Origin of the sequence: Flavobacterium sp. 9, from assembly GCF_002754195.1 — a bacterium.
Lineage (GTDB): Bacteria > Bacteroidota > Bacteroidia > Flavobacteriales > Flavobacteriaceae > Flavobacterium.
On sequence record NZ_PEEU01000001.1, the window covers coordinates 2,382,876 to 2,405,938 of the forward strand.

At 32.5% G+C, this 23,063-nt stretch carries 25 protein-coding genes; 9 read left to right on the plus strand and 16 right to left on the minus strand.

Translation table 11 applies throughout. The annotated features are described in order from the left end of the window. Positions 1 to 660: 660 nt before the first annotated feature. Complete coding sequence (locus tag CLU81_RS09580; RefSeq protein ID WP_099709586.1) at positions 661 to 1,098, minus strand: hypothetical protein; 438 nt, start codon at positions 1,096 to 1,098, stop codon at positions 661 to 663. 156 nt (positions 1,099 to 1,254) lie between these two features. On the opposite strand from CLU81_RS09580, the gene CLU81_RS09585 reads away from it, so the two are divergent. Then, positions 1,255 to 1,653 carry a DUF1090 family protein gene (locus CLU81_RS09585; protein ID WP_099709587.1) on the plus strand — a complete coding sequence of 133 codons (399 nt, stop codon included), beginning with the start codon at positions 1,255 to 1,257 and terminating at the stop codon, positions 1,651 to 1,653. Between the two features lie 364 nt (positions 1,654 to 2,017). Here the strand turns inward: CLU81_RS09585 and CLU81_RS09590 are convergent, their stop codons facing one another. Continuing rightward, the gene (locus CLU81_RS09590) at positions 2,018 to 2,824 is read right to left on the minus strand and encodes a hypothetical protein (RefSeq protein ID WP_099709588.1); all 807 of its coding nucleotides are present in this window, start codon (positions 2,822 to 2,824) and stop codon (positions 2,018 to 2,020) included. A gap of 135 nt (positions 2,825 to 2,959) precedes the next feature. Between CLU81_RS09590 and gcvP the strand changes: the two genes are divergently transcribed. The 6 genes from gcvP (at position 2,960) to CLU81_RS09620 (ending at position 10,470) form a co-directional block, all read left to right on the plus strand. Beyond that, a complete protein-coding gene (gene gcvP / locus CLU81_RS09595) occupies positions 2,960 to 5,809 on the plus strand; it encodes an aminomethyl-transferring glycine dehydrogenase (protein ID WP_099709589.1) in 2,850 nt (949 codons plus the stop codon). 310 nt (positions 5,810 to 6,119) lie between these two features. After that, positions 6,120 to 7,178, plus strand: a complete 1,059-nt coding sequence (locus tag CLU81_RS09600; protein WP_099712718.1) for a 3-oxoacyl-ACP synthase III family protein — start codon at positions 6,120 to 6,122, stop codon at positions 7,176 to 7,178. Positions 7,179 to 7,419: 241 nt separating this feature from the next. Continuing rightward, positions 7,420 to 7,947, plus strand: a complete 528-nt coding sequence (locus CLU81_RS09605; RefSeq protein ID WP_099709590.1) for a methyltransferase — start codon at positions 7,420 to 7,422, stop codon at positions 7,945 to 7,947. Between the two features lie 86 nt (positions 7,948 to 8,033). Next, entirely contained in the window at positions 8,034 to 8,882 is an 849-nt protein-coding gene (locus tag CLU81_RS09610) for a glycosyltransferase family 2 protein (RefSeq protein ID WP_099709591.1), read from the plus strand. Positions 8,883 to 8,962: 80 nt separating this feature from the next. Then, positions 8,963 to 9,709, plus strand: coding sequence for an ABC transporter permease (locus CLU81_RS09615; protein ID WP_089351987.1), 747 nt, complete (start codon positions 8,963 to 8,965; stop codon positions 9,707 to 9,709). After that, positions 9,709 to 10,470, plus strand: a complete 762-nt coding sequence (locus CLU81_RS09620; protein WP_099709592.1) for an ABC transporter ATP-binding protein — start codon at positions 9,709 to 9,711, stop codon at positions 10,468 to 10,470. The genes CLU81_RS09615 and CLU81_RS09620 overlap by 1 nt, the downstream gene beginning before the upstream one ends. Positions 10,471 to 10,588: 118 nt before the next feature. On the opposite strand, the gene CLU81_RS09625 is transcribed toward CLU81_RS09620, so the two are convergent. From CLU81_RS09625 to CLU81_RS09690, 14 genes are all read right to left on the minus strand, one after another. Then, positions 10,589 to 11,182: a hypothetical protein gene (locus CLU81_RS09625; RefSeq protein ID WP_099709593.1), complete on the minus strand. Its 594-nt coding sequence runs from the start codon at positions 11,180 to 11,182 to the stop codon at positions 10,589 to 10,591. Positions 11,183 to 11,320: 138 nt separating this feature from the next. Next, positions 11,321 to 11,923, minus strand: coding sequence for a SprT-like domain-containing protein (locus CLU81_RS09630; RefSeq protein ID WP_099709594.1), 603 nt, complete (start codon positions 11,921 to 11,923; stop codon positions 11,321 to 11,323). A gap of 37 nt (positions 11,924 to 11,960) precedes the next feature. Continuing rightward, positions 11,961 to 12,485 (minus strand): hypothetical protein, encoded by a 525-nt coding sequence (locus CLU81_RS09635; protein WP_099709595.1) that lies wholly within the window; start codon positions 12,483 to 12,485, stop codon positions 11,961 to 11,963. An 11-nt stretch (positions 12,486 to 12,496) separates the two neighbouring features. Continuing rightward, positions 12,497 to 13,174 carry an SDR family oxidoreductase gene (locus CLU81_RS09640; protein WP_099709596.1) on the minus strand — a complete coding sequence of 226 codons (678 nt, stop codon included), beginning with the start codon at positions 13,172 to 13,174 and terminating at the stop codon, positions 12,497 to 12,499. Between the two features lie 35 nt (positions 13,175 to 13,209). Continuing rightward, the gene (locus CLU81_RS09645; RefSeq protein WP_099709597.1) at positions 13,210 to 14,175 is read right to left on the minus strand and encodes a M20/M25/M40 family metallo-hydrolase; all 966 of its coding nucleotides are present in this window, start codon (positions 14,173 to 14,175) and stop codon (positions 13,210 to 13,212) included. A gap of 29 nt (positions 14,176 to 14,204) precedes the next feature. Continuing rightward, positions 14,205 to 14,861, minus strand: coding sequence for a hypothetical protein (locus CLU81_RS09650; RefSeq protein ID WP_099709598.1), 657 nt, complete (start codon positions 14,859 to 14,861; stop codon positions 14,205 to 14,207). Between the two features lie 2 nt (positions 14,862 to 14,863). Next, complete coding sequence (locus tag CLU81_RS09655; RefSeq protein ID WP_099709599.1) at positions 14,864 to 15,898, minus strand: D-alanine--D-alanine ligase; 1,035 nt, start codon at positions 15,896 to 15,898, stop codon at positions 14,864 to 14,866. 11 nt (positions 15,899 to 15,909) lie between these two features. Beyond that, a complete protein-coding gene (locus CLU81_RS09660; protein WP_099709600.1) occupies positions 15,910 to 16,620 on the minus strand; it encodes an NRDE family protein in 711 nt (236 codons plus the stop codon). Next, complete coding sequence (locus tag CLU81_RS09665; RefSeq protein WP_099709601.1) at positions 16,608 to 17,096, minus strand: hypothetical protein; 489 nt, start codon at positions 17,094 to 17,096, stop codon at positions 16,608 to 16,610. The genes CLU81_RS09660 and CLU81_RS09665 overlap by 13 nt, the downstream gene beginning before the upstream one ends. A 2-nt stretch (positions 17,097 to 17,098) precedes the next feature. Continuing rightward, the gene (locus tag CLU81_RS09670; RefSeq protein ID WP_099709602.1) at positions 17,099 to 17,485 is read right to left on the minus strand and encodes a DoxX family protein; all 387 of its coding nucleotides are present in this window, start codon (positions 17,483 to 17,485) and stop codon (positions 17,099 to 17,101) included. 8 nt (positions 17,486 to 17,493) lie between these two features. Continuing rightward, entirely contained in the window at positions 17,494 to 17,952 is a 459-nt protein-coding gene (locus CLU81_RS09675) for a YHS domain-containing (seleno)protein (RefSeq protein WP_099709603.1), read from the minus strand. Positions 17,953 to 17,958: 6 nt separating this feature from the next. Then, positions 17,959 to 18,555, minus strand: coding sequence for a peroxiredoxin-like family protein (locus tag CLU81_RS09680; RefSeq protein ID WP_099709604.1), 597 nt, complete (start codon positions 18,553 to 18,555; stop codon positions 17,959 to 17,961). 90 nt (positions 18,556 to 18,645) lie between these two features. Further along, positions 18,646 to 19,323 carry a Crp/Fnr family transcriptional regulator gene (locus CLU81_RS09685; protein WP_099709605.1) on the minus strand — a complete coding sequence of 226 codons (678 nt, stop codon included), beginning with the start codon at positions 19,321 to 19,323 and terminating at the stop codon, positions 18,646 to 18,648. Positions 19,324 to 19,427: 104 nt separating this feature from the next. Next, positions 19,428 to 20,570 (minus strand): acyl-CoA dehydrogenase, encoded by a 1,143-nt coding sequence (locus CLU81_RS09690; protein WP_099709606.1) that lies wholly within the window; start codon positions 20,568 to 20,570, stop codon positions 19,428 to 19,430. A gap of 485 nt (positions 20,571 to 21,055) precedes the next feature. Here CLU81_RS09690 and CLU81_RS09695 point away from each other — a divergent pair, with 485 nt between their 5' ends. Together CLU81_RS09695 and CLU81_RS09700 are read left to right on the plus strand one after the other, a co-directional pair. Continuing rightward, positions 21,056 to 21,631 carry a chalcone isomerase family protein gene (locus CLU81_RS09695; RefSeq protein WP_099709607.1) on the plus strand — a complete coding sequence of 192 codons (576 nt, stop codon included), beginning with the start codon at positions 21,056 to 21,058 and terminating at the stop codon, positions 21,629 to 21,631. 147 nt (positions 21,632 to 21,778) lie between these two features. Beyond that, entirely contained in the window at positions 21,779 to 23,005 is a 1,227-nt protein-coding gene (locus tag CLU81_RS09700; protein ID WP_099709608.1) for a Glu/Leu/Phe/Val dehydrogenase dimerization domain-containing protein, read from the plus strand. Positions 23,006 to 23,063 lie beyond the last annotated feature (58 nt).

Below are 23,063 nucleotides of genomic sequence, written 5' to 3' on the forward strand. Positions count from 1 at the left end.
TTTCGCCTTCGCTTTTTTCTGTACGAAACAGTTCGTTTTTTCAGGTGGGTTCTGCTCCACTTTTGGTTTGTTGTTTATTTAGGGTATTTCAATAAAAAAGAAATTTAAATTCTGATAAAAACTTAAAATCAGATTCTTAACAAACATCCTGGAATAAATAGTGGAAAATAACTGTAGCTAGCATATACTTATTTTCTTACATCAAATCTATATCTGATATTTTGATTTCGTAAAAAAAATGCTACAAGAAAAAGATTCTTTGTCATGAAACAAATAAAACAAGTCATGAGATTATTCTCATAAAAAAATACAGACCTAAAAATCAAACACTTAAAAATGAGTTATTTACAAAAACATAACGGTTTCGTAATAGAAAGAAAATCAAAAAAATAAAAGCACCCAAACAAATCGCTTTTGACATTGCAAGAAATATTGATATACATCAACAATATAGAAGTCCTTCAAACATGAACATTTTTTTGAAGAAAAAAACGGAATTACAATAATGAAAGACAAATTGCATTATTGTAATTCCGTTTGGAATATTTGGGAAATTTTTTGATATTTTACTTTTGGAAAAGCATCTTACTAACTTTCTTCCTGAACGAAATAAGGTTTTGAAAGAAGCTTTAGAAACAGATTTACTTTAGTTTTAAATACTCAATCATTATCTTCATCATCAAAAATAATAACTTCATCTAATGCATCCTGATCGTTTCTTTTATAAAACATCCTGTACATTAAAAAGATAGAAAACATGTTAATGGCAAGATGTGCCATATAAATCCAGAAATTCATGGGAATCCAGATACTGTAAATCAATGTGGCAAAAATAGCTATAACCACCAACATGAATTTCTGATAGAATCGGACAAGTGATCCATTTATAAAAGCCAATGCCAAAATCAGCAATCCCATCAATCTATTGAAAAGAGCAGCGAAAATAAAGGAAAATGCACATACAAAAATGGACATCAAACGATAAGATCCTATAATTAATGGCCAGACAAAACCCAGAAAAACCATCCAACAAATAAAGAATACAATGAACTGTGTGTTCGTGAATTTGAATCCAAAAAAAGAAATTTGTTTTTCCATGTGGTTATTTATTTTCAAATATACTTTTAATTATTTTCAGAATAAAAGATTTTTAGAAAAGTTAAACCGAACTTAAAACTGATTCAAAAGAAAGAATTAGTGAGAAAATTTACCTATTTTAGAACATTATATTAATCTTCTTAAAAAATTAAACTCATGACAATTAAGACTAAAATATTATCGATAGTATTCTTTGCCGTTTCTTTTATTGGATTTGCACAAAGTAATTGCAAGGATTTAAAAGGTTGCGAAAGAAAACTATGTGAACTAAATATCAAATTAACGGCAGCCAAAAAAGCCGGTAATCAAAACCAGATTAAAGGTGTTGAAGATGCAATTTCTCAAACCAAAAAGAACTGTACCACAAAAACAGTAAACAACGACCTTGACAAAAAAGTAAAAGAAAAACAGCAAAAAGTTAAGGAAAGAACTGACGATCTAAACAAAGCAATTAAAGATCAGGAAAGCACAGAAAAAATCAACAAGAAAAAAAAGAAACTAGCTGAAGCTAAAGCTGATTTGAATAAAGCATTGGCAGAGCAAAAAACAAAATAGTTTTTTCTAAAGATGAAAGAATATTTTTTCTCTCGCAGATTTAGCAGATTCGGCAGATTTCAAAATATTAATTTCAATTGCCTCCAGCTTTAGCTGGAGGTGATAATGAGTTTTCAATATGGCTTTAGCCGAAAGGTAAAGTTTGGCTGAAGCCAATGATATTCTATTACGTTTATCTCCAGCTGAAGCTGGAGTCTATTCACAAAAAATTAAATAGCCGATAAATCTTCTTTTGAAAATAAAATTTCTTGATTTACGGTTTGCGTGAGGGATTGAGGCGGTATCCTTTTATGAAGCGGAGCGGAATAAAAGATATAGCCGAAAGCCCGACCCGGAGGGGCACGCCCAAATTATTAAGCTTATTCTAAAGAAAAACAATCATAAGCCACCAAAAAATTGGAACGCTTTCGACCCAAAATGAAGTATAATATTTAGAACGATTTGGATTTGCAAATGCTATAAAAAGCATTAAAGTAATCACCATTATTAGATTTATGAGCAAATCATGAAGATCGAATGTCAATATACCAACAACCCAAAACGGAACCATCAGTGAAAAACCTAGAATTTTTGTTCGCCTTACGCCAATAGTTTGAGGAACGGTTTGCAAATGCGGATCATCGTTTGCTAAATCAATAATTTCGAAAACCAAAATCAGGACAAAAACCAAAACAAAACGCTGAATGCATTTAACAAAAAAATTGGTTGTTAATGAAACTTCGGCATTTATAGTTGGTAAAACCAACGTCGCTCCTACCCAACAAAGCGCTACTATATAAATTTTTACTCCTGCCCAATTTCGGGCATTTTTTTTATTTGGAAAAAACGGAAGTGTATAAAGTGCCGTTACGGCAAATATTCCAACAGAGACAATTTGAGTAATTCGCTTTAAATGGAAAAAATAATAGGCAACCAAAAACAATGAAATCAGACTTAAAACGGCAATAATTTTCAGCTGAATTCCGATTGGTTTTTGCTGCACGCGAACTAAAGCATCATATTTAACAAAATTATACCCCACAATTGTTCCAAAAAAAACAAATAGTGCCATTGGCTCATCATACTGAATATGAAACACATGAAACGTGATTCGCACAAGAGCATAACACGATAAAGCCACATGAATACTGCTATTCAGATAAAAATCTAAGATGCGTTTTGATACTATCATACCTCAAATCTAATCAATTATTAACAAATCAACTCTTTAGTTGTAAATTTCATAAAAAATGAAGTTAAAAATGCTAATTAAATTATTAATAATACTTAATTTTGCGCGACAAAAAAACAACACTATTACAACTATATGAAAACAGATGCTTTTGCTTTAAGACACATTGGTCCAAGAGAAACAGATCTTCAACACATGTTACAGACCATTGGAGTTGAATCGATCGAACAACTTGTTTATGAAACCCTTCCGGACGACATTCGCTTAAAAGCACCGTTAAACTTAGATCCTGCAATGACAGAATATGAATTCGCAAATCATATTCAGGAATTAGGCAAGAAAAACAAAGTATTCAAATCTTATATTGGTTTGGGTTATCATCCAACTATCGTTCCTGCTCCAATTCAAAGAAATATCTTCGAAAATCCAGGATGGTATACAGCTTATACACCTTATCAGGCAGAAATTGCTCAAGGTCGTCTAGAAGCAATTTTAAATTTCCAAACTACTGTTATCGAGTTAACAGGAATGGAAATTGCAAACGCTTCTTTACTTGATGAAGGAACTGCAGCTGCCGAAGCTATGGCTTTGTTATTTGATGTTCGTACACGTGATCAAAAGAAAAACAATACAAATAAGTTCTTCGTTTCTGAAGAAATTTTACCACAAACTTTATCAATATTACAAACACGTTCAACTCCTATTGGAATTGAATTAGTTGTTGGCAATCACGAAAACTTTGATTTTTCTAATGAGTTCTTCGGAGCCATTTTACAATATCCGGGAAAATACGGTCAGGTAAACGATTACAGCGCTTTTGTTGCTAAAGCAAAAGAAAACGAAATCAAAGTTGCCTTTGCTGCCGATATTTTATCACTTGCTGCTTTAACTTCTCCGGGAGAAATGGGAGCTGCAGTAGTGGTTGGAACTACACAACGTTTTGGTGTACCAATGGGTTACGGTGGTCCTCACGCTGCTTTTTTTGCAACTAAAGATGAATACAAACGATCTATGCCAGGTCGTATTATTGGAGTTTCTATTGATGTAAATGGAAACCGCGCTTTACGTATGGCTTTAGGAACTCGTGAACAACACATAAAACGTGAAAAAGCAACTTCAAATATTTGTACTGCTCAGGTTTTATTAGCAGTTATGGCTGGAATGTATGCGGTTTACCACGGACCAAAAGGATTACAATATATTGCAAATAAAGTTCACGCATCGGCGGTTACTACTGCTGAAGCTTTAAATAAATTGGGAGTTTTCCAAACAAATACAGCTTACTTTGATACTATTTTGGTTAAAGCAGATGCTCAAAAAGTAAAAGCTATTGCGGAGAAAAACGAAGTAAACTTTTACTATGTTGATGCTGATACGATTTCTATTTCGTTCAACGAAACAACTTCAATTACAGACATCAACCAAATTATTGCGATTTTTGCTGAAGCTTTAGGAAAAGAAACTTTCACTGTTTCTGAATTAGCTACTGCAAGTCAATTACCTTCTTCATTAGAAAGAACATCTCCTTTCTTAACGCATGATGTATTTAACAATCATCATTCAGAAAGTCAGATAATGCGTTACATCAAAAAATTAGAACGTAAAGATTTATCGTTAAATCATTCGATGATTTCATTAGGTTCTTGTACAATGAAATTAAACGCAGCTTCGGAAATGTTGCCTTTATCAATGCCAAACTGGAACAGCATTCACCCATTTGCACCAGTAGAACAAGCTGAAGGTTATATCACGATGCTTAAAAAATTGGAAGAGCAATTAAATGTAATTACAGGATTTGCCGGAACAACATTACAGCCAAACTCTGGAGCTCAGGGAGAATATGCTGGTTTAATGGCGATTCGTGCTTACCACTTATCTAGAAACGAAGGTCACCGTAATGTATGTTTAATTCCTTCATCTGCTCACGGAACAAATCCTGCTTCTGCAGCGATGGCCGGAATGAAAATCATCGTTACTAAAACGACTCCTGAAGGAAACATTGACGTAGAAGATTTAAGAGAAAAAGCGATTGAACACAAAGATGATTTATCTTGTTTAATGGTAACTTATCCATCTACTCACGGAGTTTTTGAATCTTCGATTATTGAAATTACTAAATTAATCCACGACAATGGCGGATTAGTATATATGGATGGTGCAAACATGAACGCTCAAGTTGGATTAACAAATCCTGCTACAATTGGTGCTGACGTTTGTCACTTAAACTTACACAAAACATTCGCTATTCCTCATGGTGGTGGTGGACCTGGTGTTGGACCAATTTGTGTTAACGAAAAACTGGTTCCATTTTTACCAACAAACCCAATCCTTAAAGTAGGTGGTGAACAAGCTATTACAGCGATTTCATCTGCACCTTACGGATCAGCTTTAGTATGTTTAATCTCTTATGGTTACATCACAATGATGGGAGCTGACGGATTAAAAAGTGCTACAGAACACGCTATTTTAAATGCTAACTACATGAAAGCACGTTTCGAAGGACACTATCCAATTCTTTATACTGGAGAATGTGGAAGAGCTGCTCACGAAATGATTTTAGATTGTCGTTCATTTAAAGAAAACGGAATCGAAGTTGGTGATATCGCAAAACGTTTGATGGATTACGGTTTCCACGCTCCTACGGTTTCTTTCCCGGTAGCTGGAACTTTAATGATCGAACCTACAGAATCTGAAGATTTAGCAGAATTAGATCGTTTTTGTGATGCTCTTATTTCAATCAGAAAAGAAATTGAAGCTTCAACAGCCGATGATAAAAACAATGTATTGAAAAATGCACCGCATACATTGGCAATGTTAACGACTGACACTTGGGATTTCCCTTATACTAGAGAAAAAGCGGCTTACCCATTAGAGTATATCGCTGAAAACAAATTCTGGCCATCAGTTCGTCGTGTAGATGATGCTTATGGTGACAGAAACTTAGTTTGTAGCTGTGCTCCAATTGAAGCTTACATGGAAAATTAATCTTAGATTATTTTTATATTATAAACCCGATGACGATTAAGTTATCGGGTTTTATTTTTTTTATAACATTCTTAAAGCTTTTCTCGTTTTCTATAACATTGTGAAATATTTTGATGAAATATTTTTTTTAATCGTCATTAATCTCAAACGTTTGAAATCTCGATAAAACTAAAAAATCATTAGAAAATTAACAGTATATTCAAGAAATAATTATTATTTCATAATTATATGCATGCATAGTATTTTTTATGACAGTTATCATGAATTTATTTATACTTTAGCAATAAATTTACCGGATAATCGAGGAATAATGAAAATAAAAATTATAGGTATAGGAAGTTACATTCCTAATAAAGAAGTAAGCAATACTGACTTTGGCGATCATGTTTTTTTAAATGAAGACGGAACTCCCTTCGGTTACCCTAACGAAGTTGTAATAAAAAAATTTAAAGGTATTACCGGTATCGAAAATCGCCGTTATGCCGAAGACCAACATACCTCATCTGATTTAGCATATTTTGCAGCAGAAAGAGCACTTGAAAATGCAAAAATCGATCGTGAGACTTTAGACTACATCATTTTTGCGCACAATTTTGGTGATGTAAAATCTGGAACAAATCAGTCTGATATTTTACCAAGTTTAGCAACACGTGTTAAAAACAAACTAGATATTAAAAATCCTAAATGTGTGGCTTATGATATTCTTTTTGGATGTCCAGGCTGGATTGAAGGTGTTTTGCAAGCAAATGCATTCATTAAATCTGGAATGGCAAAACGTGTTTTGGTAATTGGTGCCGAAACTTTATCAAGAGTTGTTGACGATCATGATCGTGATTCTATGATTTATTCTGATGGTGCGGGTGCTTCAATTTTAGAAGCTTCTGATGATGAAGCTGGTTTATTATCATACGAAAGTGCCACTTTTGCAAATGATGAAGCTAACTTTTTATACTTCGGGAAATCATATAATCCTGATTTAGATCCAGACATTAAATACATCAAAATGTACGGTCGCAAAATTTATGAATTTGCTTTAAGCCAGGTTCCTTGTGCGATGAAAAGCTGTTTAGATAAAAGCGGAATTGGAATTGATGACGTGAAGAAAATCCTGATTCACCAAGCCAACGAAAAAATGGATGAAGCAATTATTGCTCGTTTCTACAAACTTTACGACAGAACTGCACCAGAAAATATTATGCCAATGAGTATTCATGATTTAGGAAACTCAAGCGTGGCAACTGTACCAACTCTTTACGATTTATTGATTCAGGGAAAACTGGAAAATCACGAAATTAACAAAGGCGACGTTGTTATTTTTGCTTCTGTTGGAGCGGGAATGAACGTTAATGCATTTGTTTACCGATATTAAGATTAAGTAGCTATTTCCAGCTATTCATTACAAGTCCACATTTAAAAATTGTGTTTTTATTAAACCTTAAAAAGAGCTTCTTTTAGTCGCTTTTTTAAGATTATAAAAACTACAATTTTTAAATCGTGGGCTTTTCATTTCTATCTGGGCTAAAAAACATAAAAAAAGCAGATAACTTTGTATATTTGCGACCTAATTATAAAATCAAGAACGAGAGATTGTTTCGTTCCTCGCAACGACTATGTACGAAAAAGTGTTTCCAAATAAAAGATTCAAACTTACCTTAGAGTTTTTACAAAAACATGTTAAAACATCAGAAACTATATTTGATTTTGGTGTTCCAAATCCATTTTCTAAAATAATGGAAGAAAACGGTTATACCGTAAAAAACACAAAAGGCGAAGATTTAGACAACGATCAAACTGCTTTGCAAACAGAAGAATATAGCGTTTTTACGGCATTTGAAATTTTCGAACATTTACTAAATCCGTACACGATTCTGGAAAACGTAAAATGTGACAAATTGTTAATTTCAATTCCGTTACGTTTATGGTTTTCACCGGCATATCGTTCTAAAACTGATATGTGGGACAGACATTATCACGAATTTGAAGACTGGCAGTTAGACTGGCTTTTAGAAAAAACGGGGTGGAAAATAACTGATCGTCTACAATTTACACATCCGGTAAAAAAGTTTGGTATTAGACCATTACTAAGATATTTCACTCCAAGATATTATATTGTAGTAGCTGAGAAAATCAAGATCTAAGATTTTTGATTAACGATTTTTAATTTTTGATTTTTAGATTACACCAACAATCTAAAATCTAAAATCTAAAATCTAAAATTTTATAAATGAAATATTACATCGTCATTCCCGCGCATAACGAGCAAGACCTTATTGGTTTAACATTGCAATCTTTGGTTTCGCAAACTGTTTTACCATCAAAAGTTGTCGTTGTAAATGACAATTCAACTGATAAAACAGAAGAAATTGTATTGGGATTTGCAAAAGAAAATCCGTTTATCTCTGTTGTAAACAAAACTTCTGATGCGATTCACATGCCCGGAAGTAAAGTAATTCAGGCTTTTCAAAAAGGTTATGAAACGCTGGATTCTGATTACGATATTATTGTAAAAATAGATGGTGATTTAATTTTTCCTGCCAATTATTTTGAAACTATAATCAAACATTTTCAATCTGATCCAAAAATTGGAATGGCCGGAGGTTTTTGTTATATCGAAAAAAATGGAGATTGGATTTTAGAAAACCTAACCGATAAAGATCATATTCGTGGCGCATTGAAAGCCTACAGAAAAGAAACTTTTCAGCAAATTGGAGGTTTAAAACCTGCAATGGGCTGGGATACTGTAGACGAATTACTTTGTAAATATTATGACTGGAAAATAGTTACAGACGAATCTTTACATGTAAAACACCTAAAATCAACAGGTGCAAACTACAACAAAACAGCTCGTTATAAACAAGGCGAAGCTTTTTATACATTAGGATATGGTTTCTGGATTACATCAATTGCCTCTGCAAAATTGGCAATGATGAAGAAAAAACCACTTCTGTTTTTTGATTATATTAAAGGATTTTGGAAAGCTAAAAAAGCAAAAACTCCTTTGTTGGTTACCCCTGAACAGGCTAAATTTATTAGAAATTACCGTTTCCAAAAAATGAAACAAAAGTTAATTTGATTGGTAAAACAACCGAAAAACGGGAACTCATAACCCAAAACTCGTAAGTTCTTTTTACCTTAGCCAATATTTGTAAAACTATGATGCTAATTCGTTATTTATCTCAAATAGGAAGATATTTTTTAATGCTGAAGGAAATTTTCAATAAACAGACTAAATGGCCTGTTATGAAAAAATTGATTTTTAAAGAAATCGACGATCTAATAATCGACTCTCTTGGCATCGTTTGCTTTATCTCCTTTTTTATTGGAGGAGTTGTTGCCATTCAAACTGCACTAAACTTGACTAATCCCTTAATTCCAAAATATTTAATTGGTTTTGCTACACGTCAATCTGTAATCTTAGAATTTGCCCCTACTTTTATTTCGGTAATTATGGCCGGAAAAATGGGATCTTACATTACTTCGAGTATCGGAACAATGCGTGTTACAGAACAAATTGATGCGTTGGAAGTAATGGGAGTTAATTCATTAAACTACCTTGTTTTCCCAAAAATAGTAGCCTTATTAATGTACCCTTTTGTAATTGGAATCAGTATGTTTTTAGGAATTTTTGGTGGATGGCTTGCTTGTGCTTATGGAGGATTCTCGACTAGTCAGGATTTTATTCAAGGTGCTCAAATGGAATTTATTCCTTTTCATATTACATATGCCTTCATTAAAACTTTAATTTTCGCAATGTTATTAGCTACAATTCCATCATTTCACGGATATTACATGAAAGGTGGCGCACTTGAAGTTGGTAAAGCAAGTACAGTATCATTTGTTTGGACATCTGTTTGTATTATTCTTTTTAATTATATATTAACTCAATTATTATTAGGATAATGATCGAAGTAAAAAACATAGAAAAATCATTTGGCGACAGTAAAGTTTTAAAAGGTGTTTCGACGGTTTTTGAAACTGGAAAAACAAACTTGATTATTGGTCAAAGTGGATCCGGAAAAACTGTTCTATTAAAAACTTTGTTAGGAATTCATACACCGGATTCCGGAACAATTGAGTTTGACGGACGTGTTTACTCTGAATTAAATCCAGATGAAAAACGTGAATTAAGAACTGAAATTGGAATGGTTTTTCAAGGAAGTGCTTTATTTGATTCGATGACTGTTGAAGAAAATGTTGCTTTCCCTTTAAAAATGTTCACAAACGATAATAAAGCTAAAATTCAGGAACGCGTTGATTTTGTTTTAGAACGCGTTAATCTGGTTGATGCTCATAAAAAATTACCTTCTGAAATTTCCGGAGGTATGCAAAAACGTGTGGCGATTGCCCGTGCGATTGTAAACAATCCTAAGTATTTATTTTGTGACGAACCTAACTCCGGTTTAGATCCAAATACCTCAACTTTGATCGATAATTTGATTAAAGAAATTACTGAAGAATACAATATCACAACGGTAATCAATACACACGATATGAACTCTGTAATGGAAATTGGCGAAAACATCGTATTCTTAAAAAAAGGTATAAAAGCATGGCAAGGAACTAAAGAAGAAATCTTTAGAACTGACAATAAAGACATCGTGAAATTTGTTTACTCTTCGAACTTATTCAAAAAAGTAAGAGAAGCTTATTTGAAAGGATAAAACCTTTTTTAATTCCAAATTCCAATTCTGGAAGAACTCAATAAAAAAATTCCAAATTCCAATAACTAATGCAGTTGGAATTTGGAATTTTTCTTTTATTGGAATTTAAATTTTGTGTTTAATAGTTCTTTGGCAACCCAAATCCTATTACAAGTCCTACTCCCGCATAACTATACTTAGAAATGCTGCCAAATACCTTAAGACCAATACTTGGAGTTAATGCATTGAATATTAAATTAGATCTTCTCTTAGGATTAAACCACTTAAAGTTTGCTTCAAAAGGAACACCATAAAATCTTTTATATTGGTAATAGCGATTATGCTCAAAATCTCTATTGGTAAACTTTAAATTATTAGAATTTACTCCAACAGAAACACTATAAGAATGGCTTCTGGTTAACCATCTTCTTCCATATAAAATGGCATATTCATCATTATCTTCTACATTCGAAAAAGCAAAAACACTATCTTGTTTGACATATCCCGTTTCATGTGAATATCGCAAAGTAAAAAGATTTTTCTTATACTGATAATTTAATTCTCCTCCACCGGCAAAACCAAAATTTTGCATAACTGAAAAACCACCAAAAACCTCCGCATAAATAATTGGACTCTTTTTCTGTATTATTATTACAACATCCTTGGTTTCTTGTGCATAAATTGAATTAGAAAGCACTAAAACAAAAACAATCTTAAGTAGTTTTTTAATCATAATCAATTGAATATCTAGTTATAAAGAGGAAATAATTTTCAAAACACAAAGCAAATAATATACCAATTAAAAAATCCAAATTCCAATCTTAGTCAAAATTGGAATTTGGATTTTAAATATTGGGATTTCTACCAGATTTTAATTCGAGTTTATCAACTCTACCTCAGCATTTGGATTAAAAAGATACGTTCTTCCTGAACTAATCTCAATACATTCAAAACGTTTCGTTCTTACCGCTAATTTCTTGAAGATTTTTCCGTTTTTAATTCTGAACACACTTCCGTATGGAATTTCAAAAACATAGTTCTTATCACTATTTGCATCGTATTGTTTTAGCGCTAGAGACAAAGTTGTATCTGTATCGCTACTTGCAGACGGATTCTTAAAATGTCGCGCTAATAAAGGCAATAAACCACCCGGGAAAATCTCCGGACGAATAAAAGGAACCATCATTCTTTGAAAAGTAAGTTTCCATTCATTTCCGTGCGGTTTTATATTTCGTCCAAACCTTTCAAACGCTACTAAATGTGAGATTTCATGAATTAGCGTAATTAAAAAACGATATTTATTTAAACTCGCATTTACCGTGATTTCATGTTTACCACTCGGTCCTCTTCTGTAATCTCCATGACGCGTTTGGCGTTCATTTACGATTTTCAGATGAACCTGATTGGCAACAATCAAATCAAATACAGGCTTTACAGCATGTTCCGGTATATATCTTGCAAGAGTTTCGTTCAAAATAGTTATGAGTTATGAAGTATGAAGTATGAGTTTTTTAGTCATTTTTAAATTCAAATGCTCCAATTTTGGTTATTATTTCTTCCAAATCTGAATTTCGTAGGTTTATAATATTTAGCTTTTTTAATTTCTCATTCATAAACATTATATTCTTTTCAAGTGAAACTTCTGGTTCTGCTTTTATGAATTCAGTTTGCAAATCTATCATTATATCAATAATTTGAATATCTACCTTTTGAAAAATTTCGCGTCTTAAATTATTAAAAACCCAAATCGATTTTTCGTCATAATTCATTTCAGAAAACACTTTTGTATAATCTTCTCCTCCGTCAAAATTAATATGTAAAGCAATCATTGAATTTTTAATTTCCTTAACTTTTTTCCAAGGCCATCCGAAACCCCACCATCCAAATAAAATCGTTAAAACAGAATATTTTATTCCAGGCAAAATTGTACTTCTTCCATTTGATATTTCATAGACTTTTGAATTACTATAAAAGGAAAAAAAGAAAATATTTATGCTGGTTTTATATGTTCTGTATTTAACATTATTATCGTTCATATTATAATACACTACGGATTTGTAGAAGAAACTTCTAAAACTTTTCCGTTAAAATATTTATTTCCGTTTAATGTAAAATCATAAATATAAGTTGCCATTCCTTCGGCTGAAATTGGAGCTTGGTAACCCGGGAAAGCTTCGTTTAGCATTTCTGTCTGAACAGATCCCAAAGCCAAAACGTTGAATGAGATTCCTTGTTCTTTATATTCTTCGGCAAGTAATTCTGTTAAGGTAATTACAGCGCCTTTACTGGAACTATATGCGGCCAATCCTGCAAATTTAAGACTTCCTCTTACACCGCCAATTGAACTAATCGTTACAACATGACTTCCTTTTTGAAGATATGGCAAGCAAATTCTGGTAAGATTCGCAACTGCAAAAACATTCACTTTATAAATATTTTCAAAATCTGCCTGAGTGGTTTCTGCAAAAGGCTTTAACAACAAAGCTCCTGCATTATGAACTACTGCATCAACTTTTTTCCATGTTGAAGAAAGAAAGTTATTTACTTCTTCCAAAGCTGTTTCATCTGCCAAATCAACAGAAAGGCAAGTAACATTTTGATGCTCTAAAAGTGTTTGAGGTATTTTTCTTGAAATAGCCAAAACCTGATGACCTGCATTAGCAAATTTTAGCGCCAATTCGTAACCAATTCCTCGACTGGTTCCGGTAACAATAATATTTTTCATAAAGCAAAAATAAGCAAATCCAATAAAAGGAACGGTTATTTATTCATCGTTATTTCTTCTGTTGGCGTTATAGCGATTTTAGTCACTGCCGGCAAAAACTCCTGAATAAAAGAAGTCATATGCGGAATATCCATTACTTTAAACTCATCTGAAACATGGTGATAATAATCAAAATTCTCAAAATCAAAAGTACTTATCGACTGACATGGTTTTCCGAATTCTTTAAAAAACGAATAATTATCCGATCTGTAAAACAATTTATATTCGGCTTCTTTTGGTAGAAAACCAATCGTCTTTTTACCTGTATATTCATTTATTTTATCAGCCATATTTGATTTATCAAAACCGGTAATATAAGCCCGATAATCACGTTTCATTGGCACACCAATCATTTCAATATTCAATTGTGTGTACAAATTAAAATCTTGTTTTTTCAATTTCTCCACTAAACTTTTAGATCCAAGTAAACCTTTTTCTTCTCCGGCAAAAAACACAAATAGAATACTGCGTTTATTACTTTTGGTTTCACTAAAATACTTTGCCATTTGCGCAACGGCGGTAACTCCGGATGCATCATCATTTGCACCATTAAAAATTACGTCTGGTTGTTCTTTTGTCTCTAAACCAATATGATCGTAATGTGCGCTCAGAACTACAAATTCCTTTTTTAATTTAGGATCTGTTCCTTCCAGAACACCAACAATATTAAATGCCGGTTTATCAAAATTGGTAAGTGTATCGCGGTAGCTTTTAAAATAAGGCTTTACATTATTATTTTTGAAAAAATCTTCCAGAAATACTGCCGCTTTTTCAATATCTTTTGATCCGGTATCGCGCCCTTCTAATTCATCTGAAGAAAGATATTTTAGAAAATCCGAAACTTCGGTTTCACTAACTTTATAAGTGATTTCAATAGGTTTTGAAGTCGTTTCGGTTACTGCAGATGGATTTGATTTGCACGCTAAAAAAACAAATGGAAGAAAAAAATAAAGCTTATTCATAAAGGAAAGATTCAGTTTGAGCTTAGAGTTTAAACTTCTAAAGCTGATGGTTTAAAATATTTCTTATATACTTTGTATACCTGAATACTTCCTAAAACAATAAAAAATAACGGAATAAAAACAGGCATTATATACTTTGAAAATTGGTTTGTTTTTTGAAAAATGGTCTGTAAAATTACAATCAGACTAAACATTCCTAAAAAAACACCAATCAAAGTTCCTGCAATATAATAATATTTTAACTTTCTTTCAACTGTAATATACTTTCCGTTAAGCAAGTATAAATTCCAACTTGTCCAGAAAGGCAATTGCAAAAAATTAAAGCAATTTAAAACCACGCCAATTATAAATGGCGAATACATTAAATATTTACTTAAGCTATTATTTAAAGTTGTTGTCGAATTAAAATTGAAATAAAATAAATAAGCCAAAACAAACATAAATCCAACAGCAAAAAAGTCAATCACTTTCATTAATTTTTTATTTCTAATCAGTTGTCTCGCAAAAAGCAACGTAAAATAAATAACAAAAGTTTCGACAAAAATGACTCCAAATAAAAAGAAAACCAGATTATGAAGCCCTGATTTGGAGTAAATTTCTAAACCTACTAAATTCAAATATCCCAACGGAATTGAACCAATGAAACTCACCAGAAATCCTATTGAGATATTTTTTATCTTTTTCATCTTCAAAAATTTATAATCTTATTGTTTTGTGCCAAATGCAATCTGTATTCGCGAATTCCAACTTTATAATTTAAATACGGAACTCCCATTTTATGATTCTCAGCACTTATTTCATACATATAAGTAATGTGTCGCGCCAATTCTTTCCAGGCAAACCAAACGGAATGCTTCGGATCATAAATATGTGTTGGTTCACTTGCGGCGCCGTTAAGTTCTACGATTTGAAAATTTTCGCCACGTTCCAATTCTTCAAAAGTATTGTACATGATATCAAATCTTCCAAAATAGAATTCCGGAATTTTAGTCGCAACTTCGTTTATCATTGCGGTTAATTTTGGTGTAATCAAATTACTTCCGTCAAGAAATTTTGCTCCACGCGCATGATTCCCAAACGGCACTAAATTTATCATTTCGCCATTTTGCAAAACTTTATGCAACTGACTTCCGTATTCTTGTTGCAAAGCTTCGAGTTGTAATTTAAATCTTGGCGTTTTACAAATTAAATCTTCAATTGTCGAGATTCCGTCGCCGGTAACAATTAAAAATTCTTTAGAAACGATTCCGGTAATTCTTCCTTCTTTCTGATGTGGATGACGTACATAAAAAATACCAACTTCATTTTTGAACGGGATTAAATCCTGAATCAAAAAATCGAAATTTGCTTTCTTTGCATATTCGCCTAATTCATAAACATTTCTGATTTTCTTTACTCCAGAACCGCGCAAACCAATATCAGGCTTTGCTATAAAAGGAAAATAAACGCTGTTGTCAACAATTGTACTTACAATCTTTTTTAAATCTGTACTTTCTCTGATCAAAATAGTTTTCGGATAATGTTCTTTAGGAAGCAAATCATAAATCTGTTTTTTGCTTTCCATTATAAAACCGCCATTTTTAATCTTCGGATTTGAAGCATTAAAAAAGAAAACAGATCTTGCTTTGATTGCATAATATACCCAAAGAAAATAAATAGGAACGTACAAAACCTGAAACGGCCAATATTCCCAATTGCTGACTTTATGAAAAAATAGTTTCATCGTTATTTGTTTTAAATACTTATAAAAGAAGTCGAAAAATCTTCTGTTTTAATCAAATCAAAGTACTTCATTGTACCTTTATTTTGCTTAATTACAACCTGTGTCACACTTAGTGTTTTCAAGGTATTTTCTCTATTAATAATCAAACCGTTTTCAGAATCATCATTCTGGGTATTTCTATGAAAGTCCAGCATATCCAAAGTCGAAATTTCGTTCTTGTCTTTCAAAAAATTAAAAAACCATTGAGAACGCCTTTTTCTAATTTCTTCAGAATATAAAGTGACCGATGACCAAATATGATTTTTGGTCACATCCAATAATGTTTTCCATTTTGTAATCCCGTCCCAAATCAGTTCATACAATTCTTCTTTCTGATATAGAACCAAGGTAAATGGTTCTATATCTTCGAGATTAATTTCATTCCAGAAATCCTTTGGCGAAGCATTCGAAATAATATCAAGAGCAATTAATCCTCGACTTCTTCTATAAAGAAATAAGGAATCGTGCTTTTTAATTCCACCATTCAAAAGCACCAAAACGGTTCCGTTTTCATCAACTGCAAACCAGGTTCCTCCAGCTTTTTGATCTTTTGGATACATGATATTTTTACCGCCCATACAATAATTTCTTGGTGCAAGAGCTCCGGGACGAATTACTTTTTCATCACGATTGGAAGTTATAATCACAACTCCATTATTATTTATAAAGCTTACTGTACACATTGTTTTCTATATTCTATGGTGGAACGCGCCACACCAAAGTTCTCATTAACCGAAATATTATTTAGCTGCAAAACAACTACTTTTATCAAAGCCTGATGATGAATGCAATGTTCCAGATTATAAAGTAATTCTCTATAATAATTGCTCTGAATTCTGATTGCAAGTCCATCAATTTCCTGTTCGAGATAAATGATTTTGTTTTCGCTTTTCAAACCCATTTTTATCTCAGTTATAAACTGTTTTGCAAATTCAGTTTCGGTTTGAAGACGAAGATTTCTTTCGCGATTGTCATAGTTTAAAATTCCCGATTCGTAACCATTTTCAAGACATTGATACATTTCGAGAATATGTCTTACATGTTCTCCAATTGTTGCGTTGCTCAAAGCTTCGCAAGATTGTGCATAATCCTGATCAGATAATTGATCTAATAGAGAAATTAATTCCTCTAAACTGTGGCGTATTGATTTTAGTAACATGGCTATTTTAGTTTTAGAAGATTAAACAATTTATTTTTATCGAAATAAAGCAATGTTAAACAACATATTAAGGTAATAATGGCTAACAAAAACAAAAATCCTCCGTCATTTTCGACTACAATTCCTAGGACAAATAAATGAGACAAAATTGCTCCGGTCATTATTCCGCTCGCACCAAAGGCTCCAATCCAAGTGGTTCTTGGAATCAGAATTAAAATGGCACAAATTAATTCGGCGATTCCTGATCCAATTCTTCCGTAAGGTTCTATTCCTAAAGTCGAAAAAATATAAATACTTTCTGCTGCTCCGCTAAACTTAAAAAACAAAGTCTGCAATAAGATTCCCGCAGCGACGACTCTTAAAATCCAGGCTAATTTTGCTGTTTTCATGATCGTTATTATTTATATATGTTTTTCCAGTTTGTATCTGCTTGCGACTTTAGTTTCGTCTCTTCTTTATTCCAACTTTTCAAAGTATTGTTAAAATAAGCGTTGTAAAATAAATAGAGTTTACCGTCGACAATCTTGAAAGTTTCAGGATTTATTTCGACTTTTTCGCCGGCACTTCCCATTGCATAAGCACACCATCCGCCATATTGAGGTTCATATTTTGACGGATTTTTTAAGAACGCATCTTTATTTTCGCTTGACGAAAATTTATAAATTACACCTTGATAAGAAGCTGAAATTTCTTTTTTTCCTTTGATTGCTTTTCCCTGATTAAAATATCCAACCGGATCATAACCCTGAATTGCAACTTTATTTTCTAAGTTATATTGATTAATTCGTTTCGCGTCGTTTTGAGCAAATGAAATACCTGAAACCAAAATCAACACAAATAATACTAGCTTTTTCATCTTATTTTATTTGATATTTGTTAATACTGAAACAAGTAAATTGGTCGAAATACGCTGCTTAAAATCAGGAGAAATATATTCGAATAAAATATCAGATTCCGGGTTTAGAACAAAAACAGACGGAACTGGTAAGAAATTGGTATTGGCTCCTTTAGAATGTACGTTAATTACTGATTTATAGTTTTCCGGAGCTTCATAAGCAATTCCTACAGCTTTGATAAGTTCTCCTTTTGAATCAGAAAGTAAGGTATATTTTACTTTATCTTTTTCTTCTGTAATTTTTAAATTCTCGGGTGCATCAGGACTAACGGCAATAATTTGATATCCCAAATCGAGAATTTGTTTTTCGGCTTCAGCCAAAGCTTGCAAATGCATATTGCAATATGGACACCAACCGCCTCGATAAAAAACTAGAACTGTTTTTTTCTTTTTAACTAAGTCAGAAATTTTGACAACTGTATTTTCAGCTGTTTTTAAAGTAATGTCGGGAATTTTCTCTCCTATTAATAAAGGAGCAATATCTGTCGCAGATTTTGGAATCGCGTTTTGTGCATTAGCAACCGTAGTGAAGGTCACTAAACAAATAAGGATTAATTTTTTCATAGTTTTTCGTGTTACATCTTTTTGATGATGTAAAATTACTTTGCTATGAAAAAGGAAAATGTCGGCTAATTTACACTTCGCCTAAAATAATTATATTTTGGTAATATCCGGAATGATAATTTCTTTTCTATTGTACGCCAAAAGATTATTCGTTTCCATTTCATTCAACAATTGTGTGGCGGTTTGCCTTGATGTACAAATGATTTGAGCAATATCACTTTGAGTAAGATAATTATCAAGTACTACAGTATTTCCATTTTGAATACCTTCCTTTTCCGCCCAATCTTTAAGAAACTGATGTAATCTTGTTTTTGCATCTTTAGAAATTAAATTGGCATAACTATTCTTGATGCGCTTCATTTTAAGACCAACAAATTTGGTATATGAAAGTGCTAAAGTTGGATTTCTAAGCAATAAATCTTCAAAATCCGACATTAGAAAACTACAAATTGCGACATCGTCTGAAAGGACTTTTGCATATTCTTCGTTTTTAGAATCAGTTTCTAAAGTCAATTCACCAAACAAATCTCCTTTCTGAATAATATCTTTTATGGTTTCGTTGCCATCTTCATCAATAGCTACAATTTTGATGTTTCCTTTTTTAAGTAAAAAGATTCGGGGTAAATCTGAAGTGGAAAAATAAATAATTTCTCCTTTTGAAGCTTTTTTAAAACCTGTAATAATACACAATTGCTTGATTTGTGAGTAACTCAACGTTCTAAACAATTTATGATCTCGTAAATACCAATATTTTAAATCTTCGTACATAAAAAAGTTTCTTTATGTAAAGATAACCAAATTAAAATCCAAACAAAAAACCCTTTCAAACTCAAACGCTTGAAAGGGTTTTATTTTATATTATTATAAGAAAATTATCCTGCAATAACTGATCTTGAAATTACAATTTTTTGAATCTCTGATGTTCCTTCATAGATTTGAGTAATTTTTGCATCACGCATAAAACGTTCTACATGGTACTCTTTTACGTAACCGTTACCTCCGTGAATCTGCACTGCTTCTACCGCCGTGTCCATCGCCACTTGAGAAGCAAACAATTTTGCCATTGCTCCACTTACATCATAATTTTTATGTTGGTCTTTATCCCAAGCCGCTTTCATACACAAATGACGCGCTGCTTCGATATTAACTGCCATATCTGCCAATTTGAAAGCAATTGCCTGGTGATTGCAAATTTCAGTTCCAAAAGCTTTACGTTCTTTAGAATATTTTAAAGCTAATTCATAAGCTCCGGAAGCAATTCCTAAAGCTTGAGAAGCAATACCGATACGACCTCCGGCAAGAGTTTTCATCGCAAATTTGAATCCGAAACCATCTTCTCCAATTCTGTTTTCTTTAGGAACTTTTACATCACTAAACATTAAAGAGTGTGTATCAGAACCACGGATTCCCATTTTTTGTTCTTTTGGTCCAATAGAAAAACCAGGCATATCTTTGGTCATGATCAAAGCATTAATTCCTTTATGTTTTAATTCAGGATGCGTTTGAGCAATTACCAAATAAAGTGATGCTGTGTTTCCGTTTGTAATCCAGTTTTTTGTTCCGTTTACAATATAGTGATCTCCCATATCAACCGCAGTTGTTTTTTGAGAAGTTGCATCACTTCCTGCTTCTGGCTCGCTTAAGCAAAAAGCTCCGTGAATTTCACCTGAAGCCAGACCCGGTAAATATTTTTGTTTTTGTTCTTCAGTTCCAAATTCTTGTAATCCCCAACAAACTAATGAGTTGTTTACAGACATTACTACAGAAGCAGATGCATCGACTTTAGAAATTTCTTCCATCGCAATTACATACGAAATTGCATCAAGTCCACTTCCGCCATATTTAGGATCAACCATCATTCCCATGAATCCTAATTGTCCCATTTTTTTTACTTGTTCCGTCGGAAAAATTTGTTTTTCGTCACGTTCAATAACACCTGGCAACAATTCGTTTTGAGCAAAATCTCTAGCGGCTTGTTGAATCATTAAATGTTCTTCGGTCAGATTGAAATCCATAGTCTTTGTAGTTTTATTGTTTTTGAAAACCAAAATTCAGAAAACTTCGTTTATAGAATTGTTCGGTTTTATGTTTTTATTGTTTTTGTTTTTTTTTAAAGGCTTCCAAAGATAATTTTTAAAACTCAATTTAACAATGCGCGCATATAAATTTAATAGATCAGCAACAATTACGATAACGTTTTCGTAATAATAACGAAATTTGGCGCAACTAACATAAACTTTGCAACGTTTTCTTTAAAATTTAAGAATATAATTGCCTAATAAATTTTATAAAACACAAAAAAATAAGACGATTTTCATCCTAAAAAGATTAAACAAACCTTAAAACGGGTAAATACACGTAAAACAACTCTTACTAAATTGATTACTAATTACATACATTGAAAAAAATTAAAAATCAGAATAAAAAAACATGTCCAATAACAACTTAAAATTAATAAATTAACATTATTTTTGCCCAAAAACAAAATTATCGACAGAATATGAAAAAGATTTTACTATTACTTACACTACTTTTAAGCGTCCAATTTTCGACGGTTTCTGCACAAGCTACACTTGATGTAAATGGCGTTACTGTTCCTAGAAAAATTGAAGTTCAAAACAAAACCATGCAGCTTAATGGTGCAGGTGGAAGATCAAAAATGTGGTTGGAAGTTTATGTGCAGGCATTGTATTTATCGCAATTAAGTCAGGATCCAAAATTCATTATTGACAGTGATACTGAAATGGCGATTAGAATTGAAATTACCTCAGCAATGGTTTCTTCAAACAAATTGACAAAAGCAATGAATGCCGGTTTTGAGAAATCTGCGGGAAGCAATTTTGAAGAATTACGTCCAAGAATTGAGGATTTCAAAACCTTATTAAGCGATGTTATAAAAGAAAAAGATGTCTTTATTTTATGGTACAATCCATTAGACCAAACTGTGAGCGTGATTAAAAATGATGTTTCTAAAGGAAAAATCCCTGGATTTGATTTCAAAAAAGCATTATTCGGAATCTGGTTATCTGATAAACCAGTTGACGAAACATTAAAGAAACACTTATTGGGACAATAATAATTATCCCAATTTTATATAAAATTCTTAAGCCGAAAGCATATTGTTTTCGGCTTTCTTTTTTTTGTTTGATAAATTTGATATAAAATACATTATTCGCATTATTCTATTTTATACTTTTACGCAAACTAAACATATCTCAACAAAATGAAAGATTTATTACAGCAATTTGAAAATAAAGCACCTGAAATTGTTTTTAACTGGAAAGATTCTGAAACAGAAGCTGAAGGATGGACCGTTATTAATTCACTACGTGGAGGAGCTGCAGGTGGAGGAACAAGAATGAGAAAAGGCTTAGATATGAATGAAGTTTTATCATTGGCCAAAACAATGGAGGTTAAATTTTCGGTTTCAGGACCTGCAATTGGAGGCGCTAAATCAGGAATAAACTTTGACCCAAATGACCCGCGCAAAAAAGGAGTTTTGCAACGTTGGTACAAAGCTGTTTCACCATTATTGAAAAGTTATTACGGAACTGGCGGAGATTTAAATGTAGATGAGATTCACGAAGTAATTCCTATGACGGAAGAATGTGGCGTTTGGCATCCGCAAGAAGGAGTTTTCAACGGACATTTTAAACCAACTGAAGCGGACAAAATTAATAGAATTGGACAATTACGTCAAGGTGTTATCAAGGTAATCGAAAACCCAAAATTCTCACCGGATGTTACCAGAAAATATACTGTTGCCGACATGATTACAGGTTACGGTGTTGCCGAAGCTGTTCGTCATTTTTATGCTACTTATGGCGGAGACATTAAAGGTAAAAAAGCAATCGTTCAAGGTTTTGGAAACGTAGGTTCTGCTGCGGCTTTTTACCTTGCAGAAATGGGCGCAAAAGTAATTGGAATTATTGATCGTGACGGAGGATTAATTAAAGAAGAAGGTTTTTCTTTTGAAGAAATCAGAACTTTATTCCTTAATAAAGACGGAAATAAATTGGTTGCCGATAATATGATTCCGTTTGAGGAAATCAACTCTAAAATCTGGACAATTGGTGCTGAAATTTTCACGCCTTGTGCTGCGTCAAGATTAGTTCAACAAAGTCAAATTGATAGCTTAATCGCAAATGGATTAGAAGTTATTTCTTGTGGAGCAAATGTTCCTTTTGCTGACAAAGAAATTTTCTTTGGTTCGATCATGGAAGAAGTGGATCATAAAGTAAGTTTGATTCCTGACTTTATTTCAAACTGCGGAATGGCGAGAGTTTTTGCTTATTTCATGGAGAAAAAAGTTCAAATGACGGATGAAGCGATCTTTAACGATACATCTGAAATTATAAAAAATGCGATTGTAAAAGCTCACGCTTTAAATCCATCAAAAACAAATATCAGTGCAACTGCTTTCGAAATTGCATTGAAACAATTAGTATAATTTTCTTTATACTTCAATTCTAAGCGGGCTAAATTTTAGCTCGCTTTTTTTATTTAAA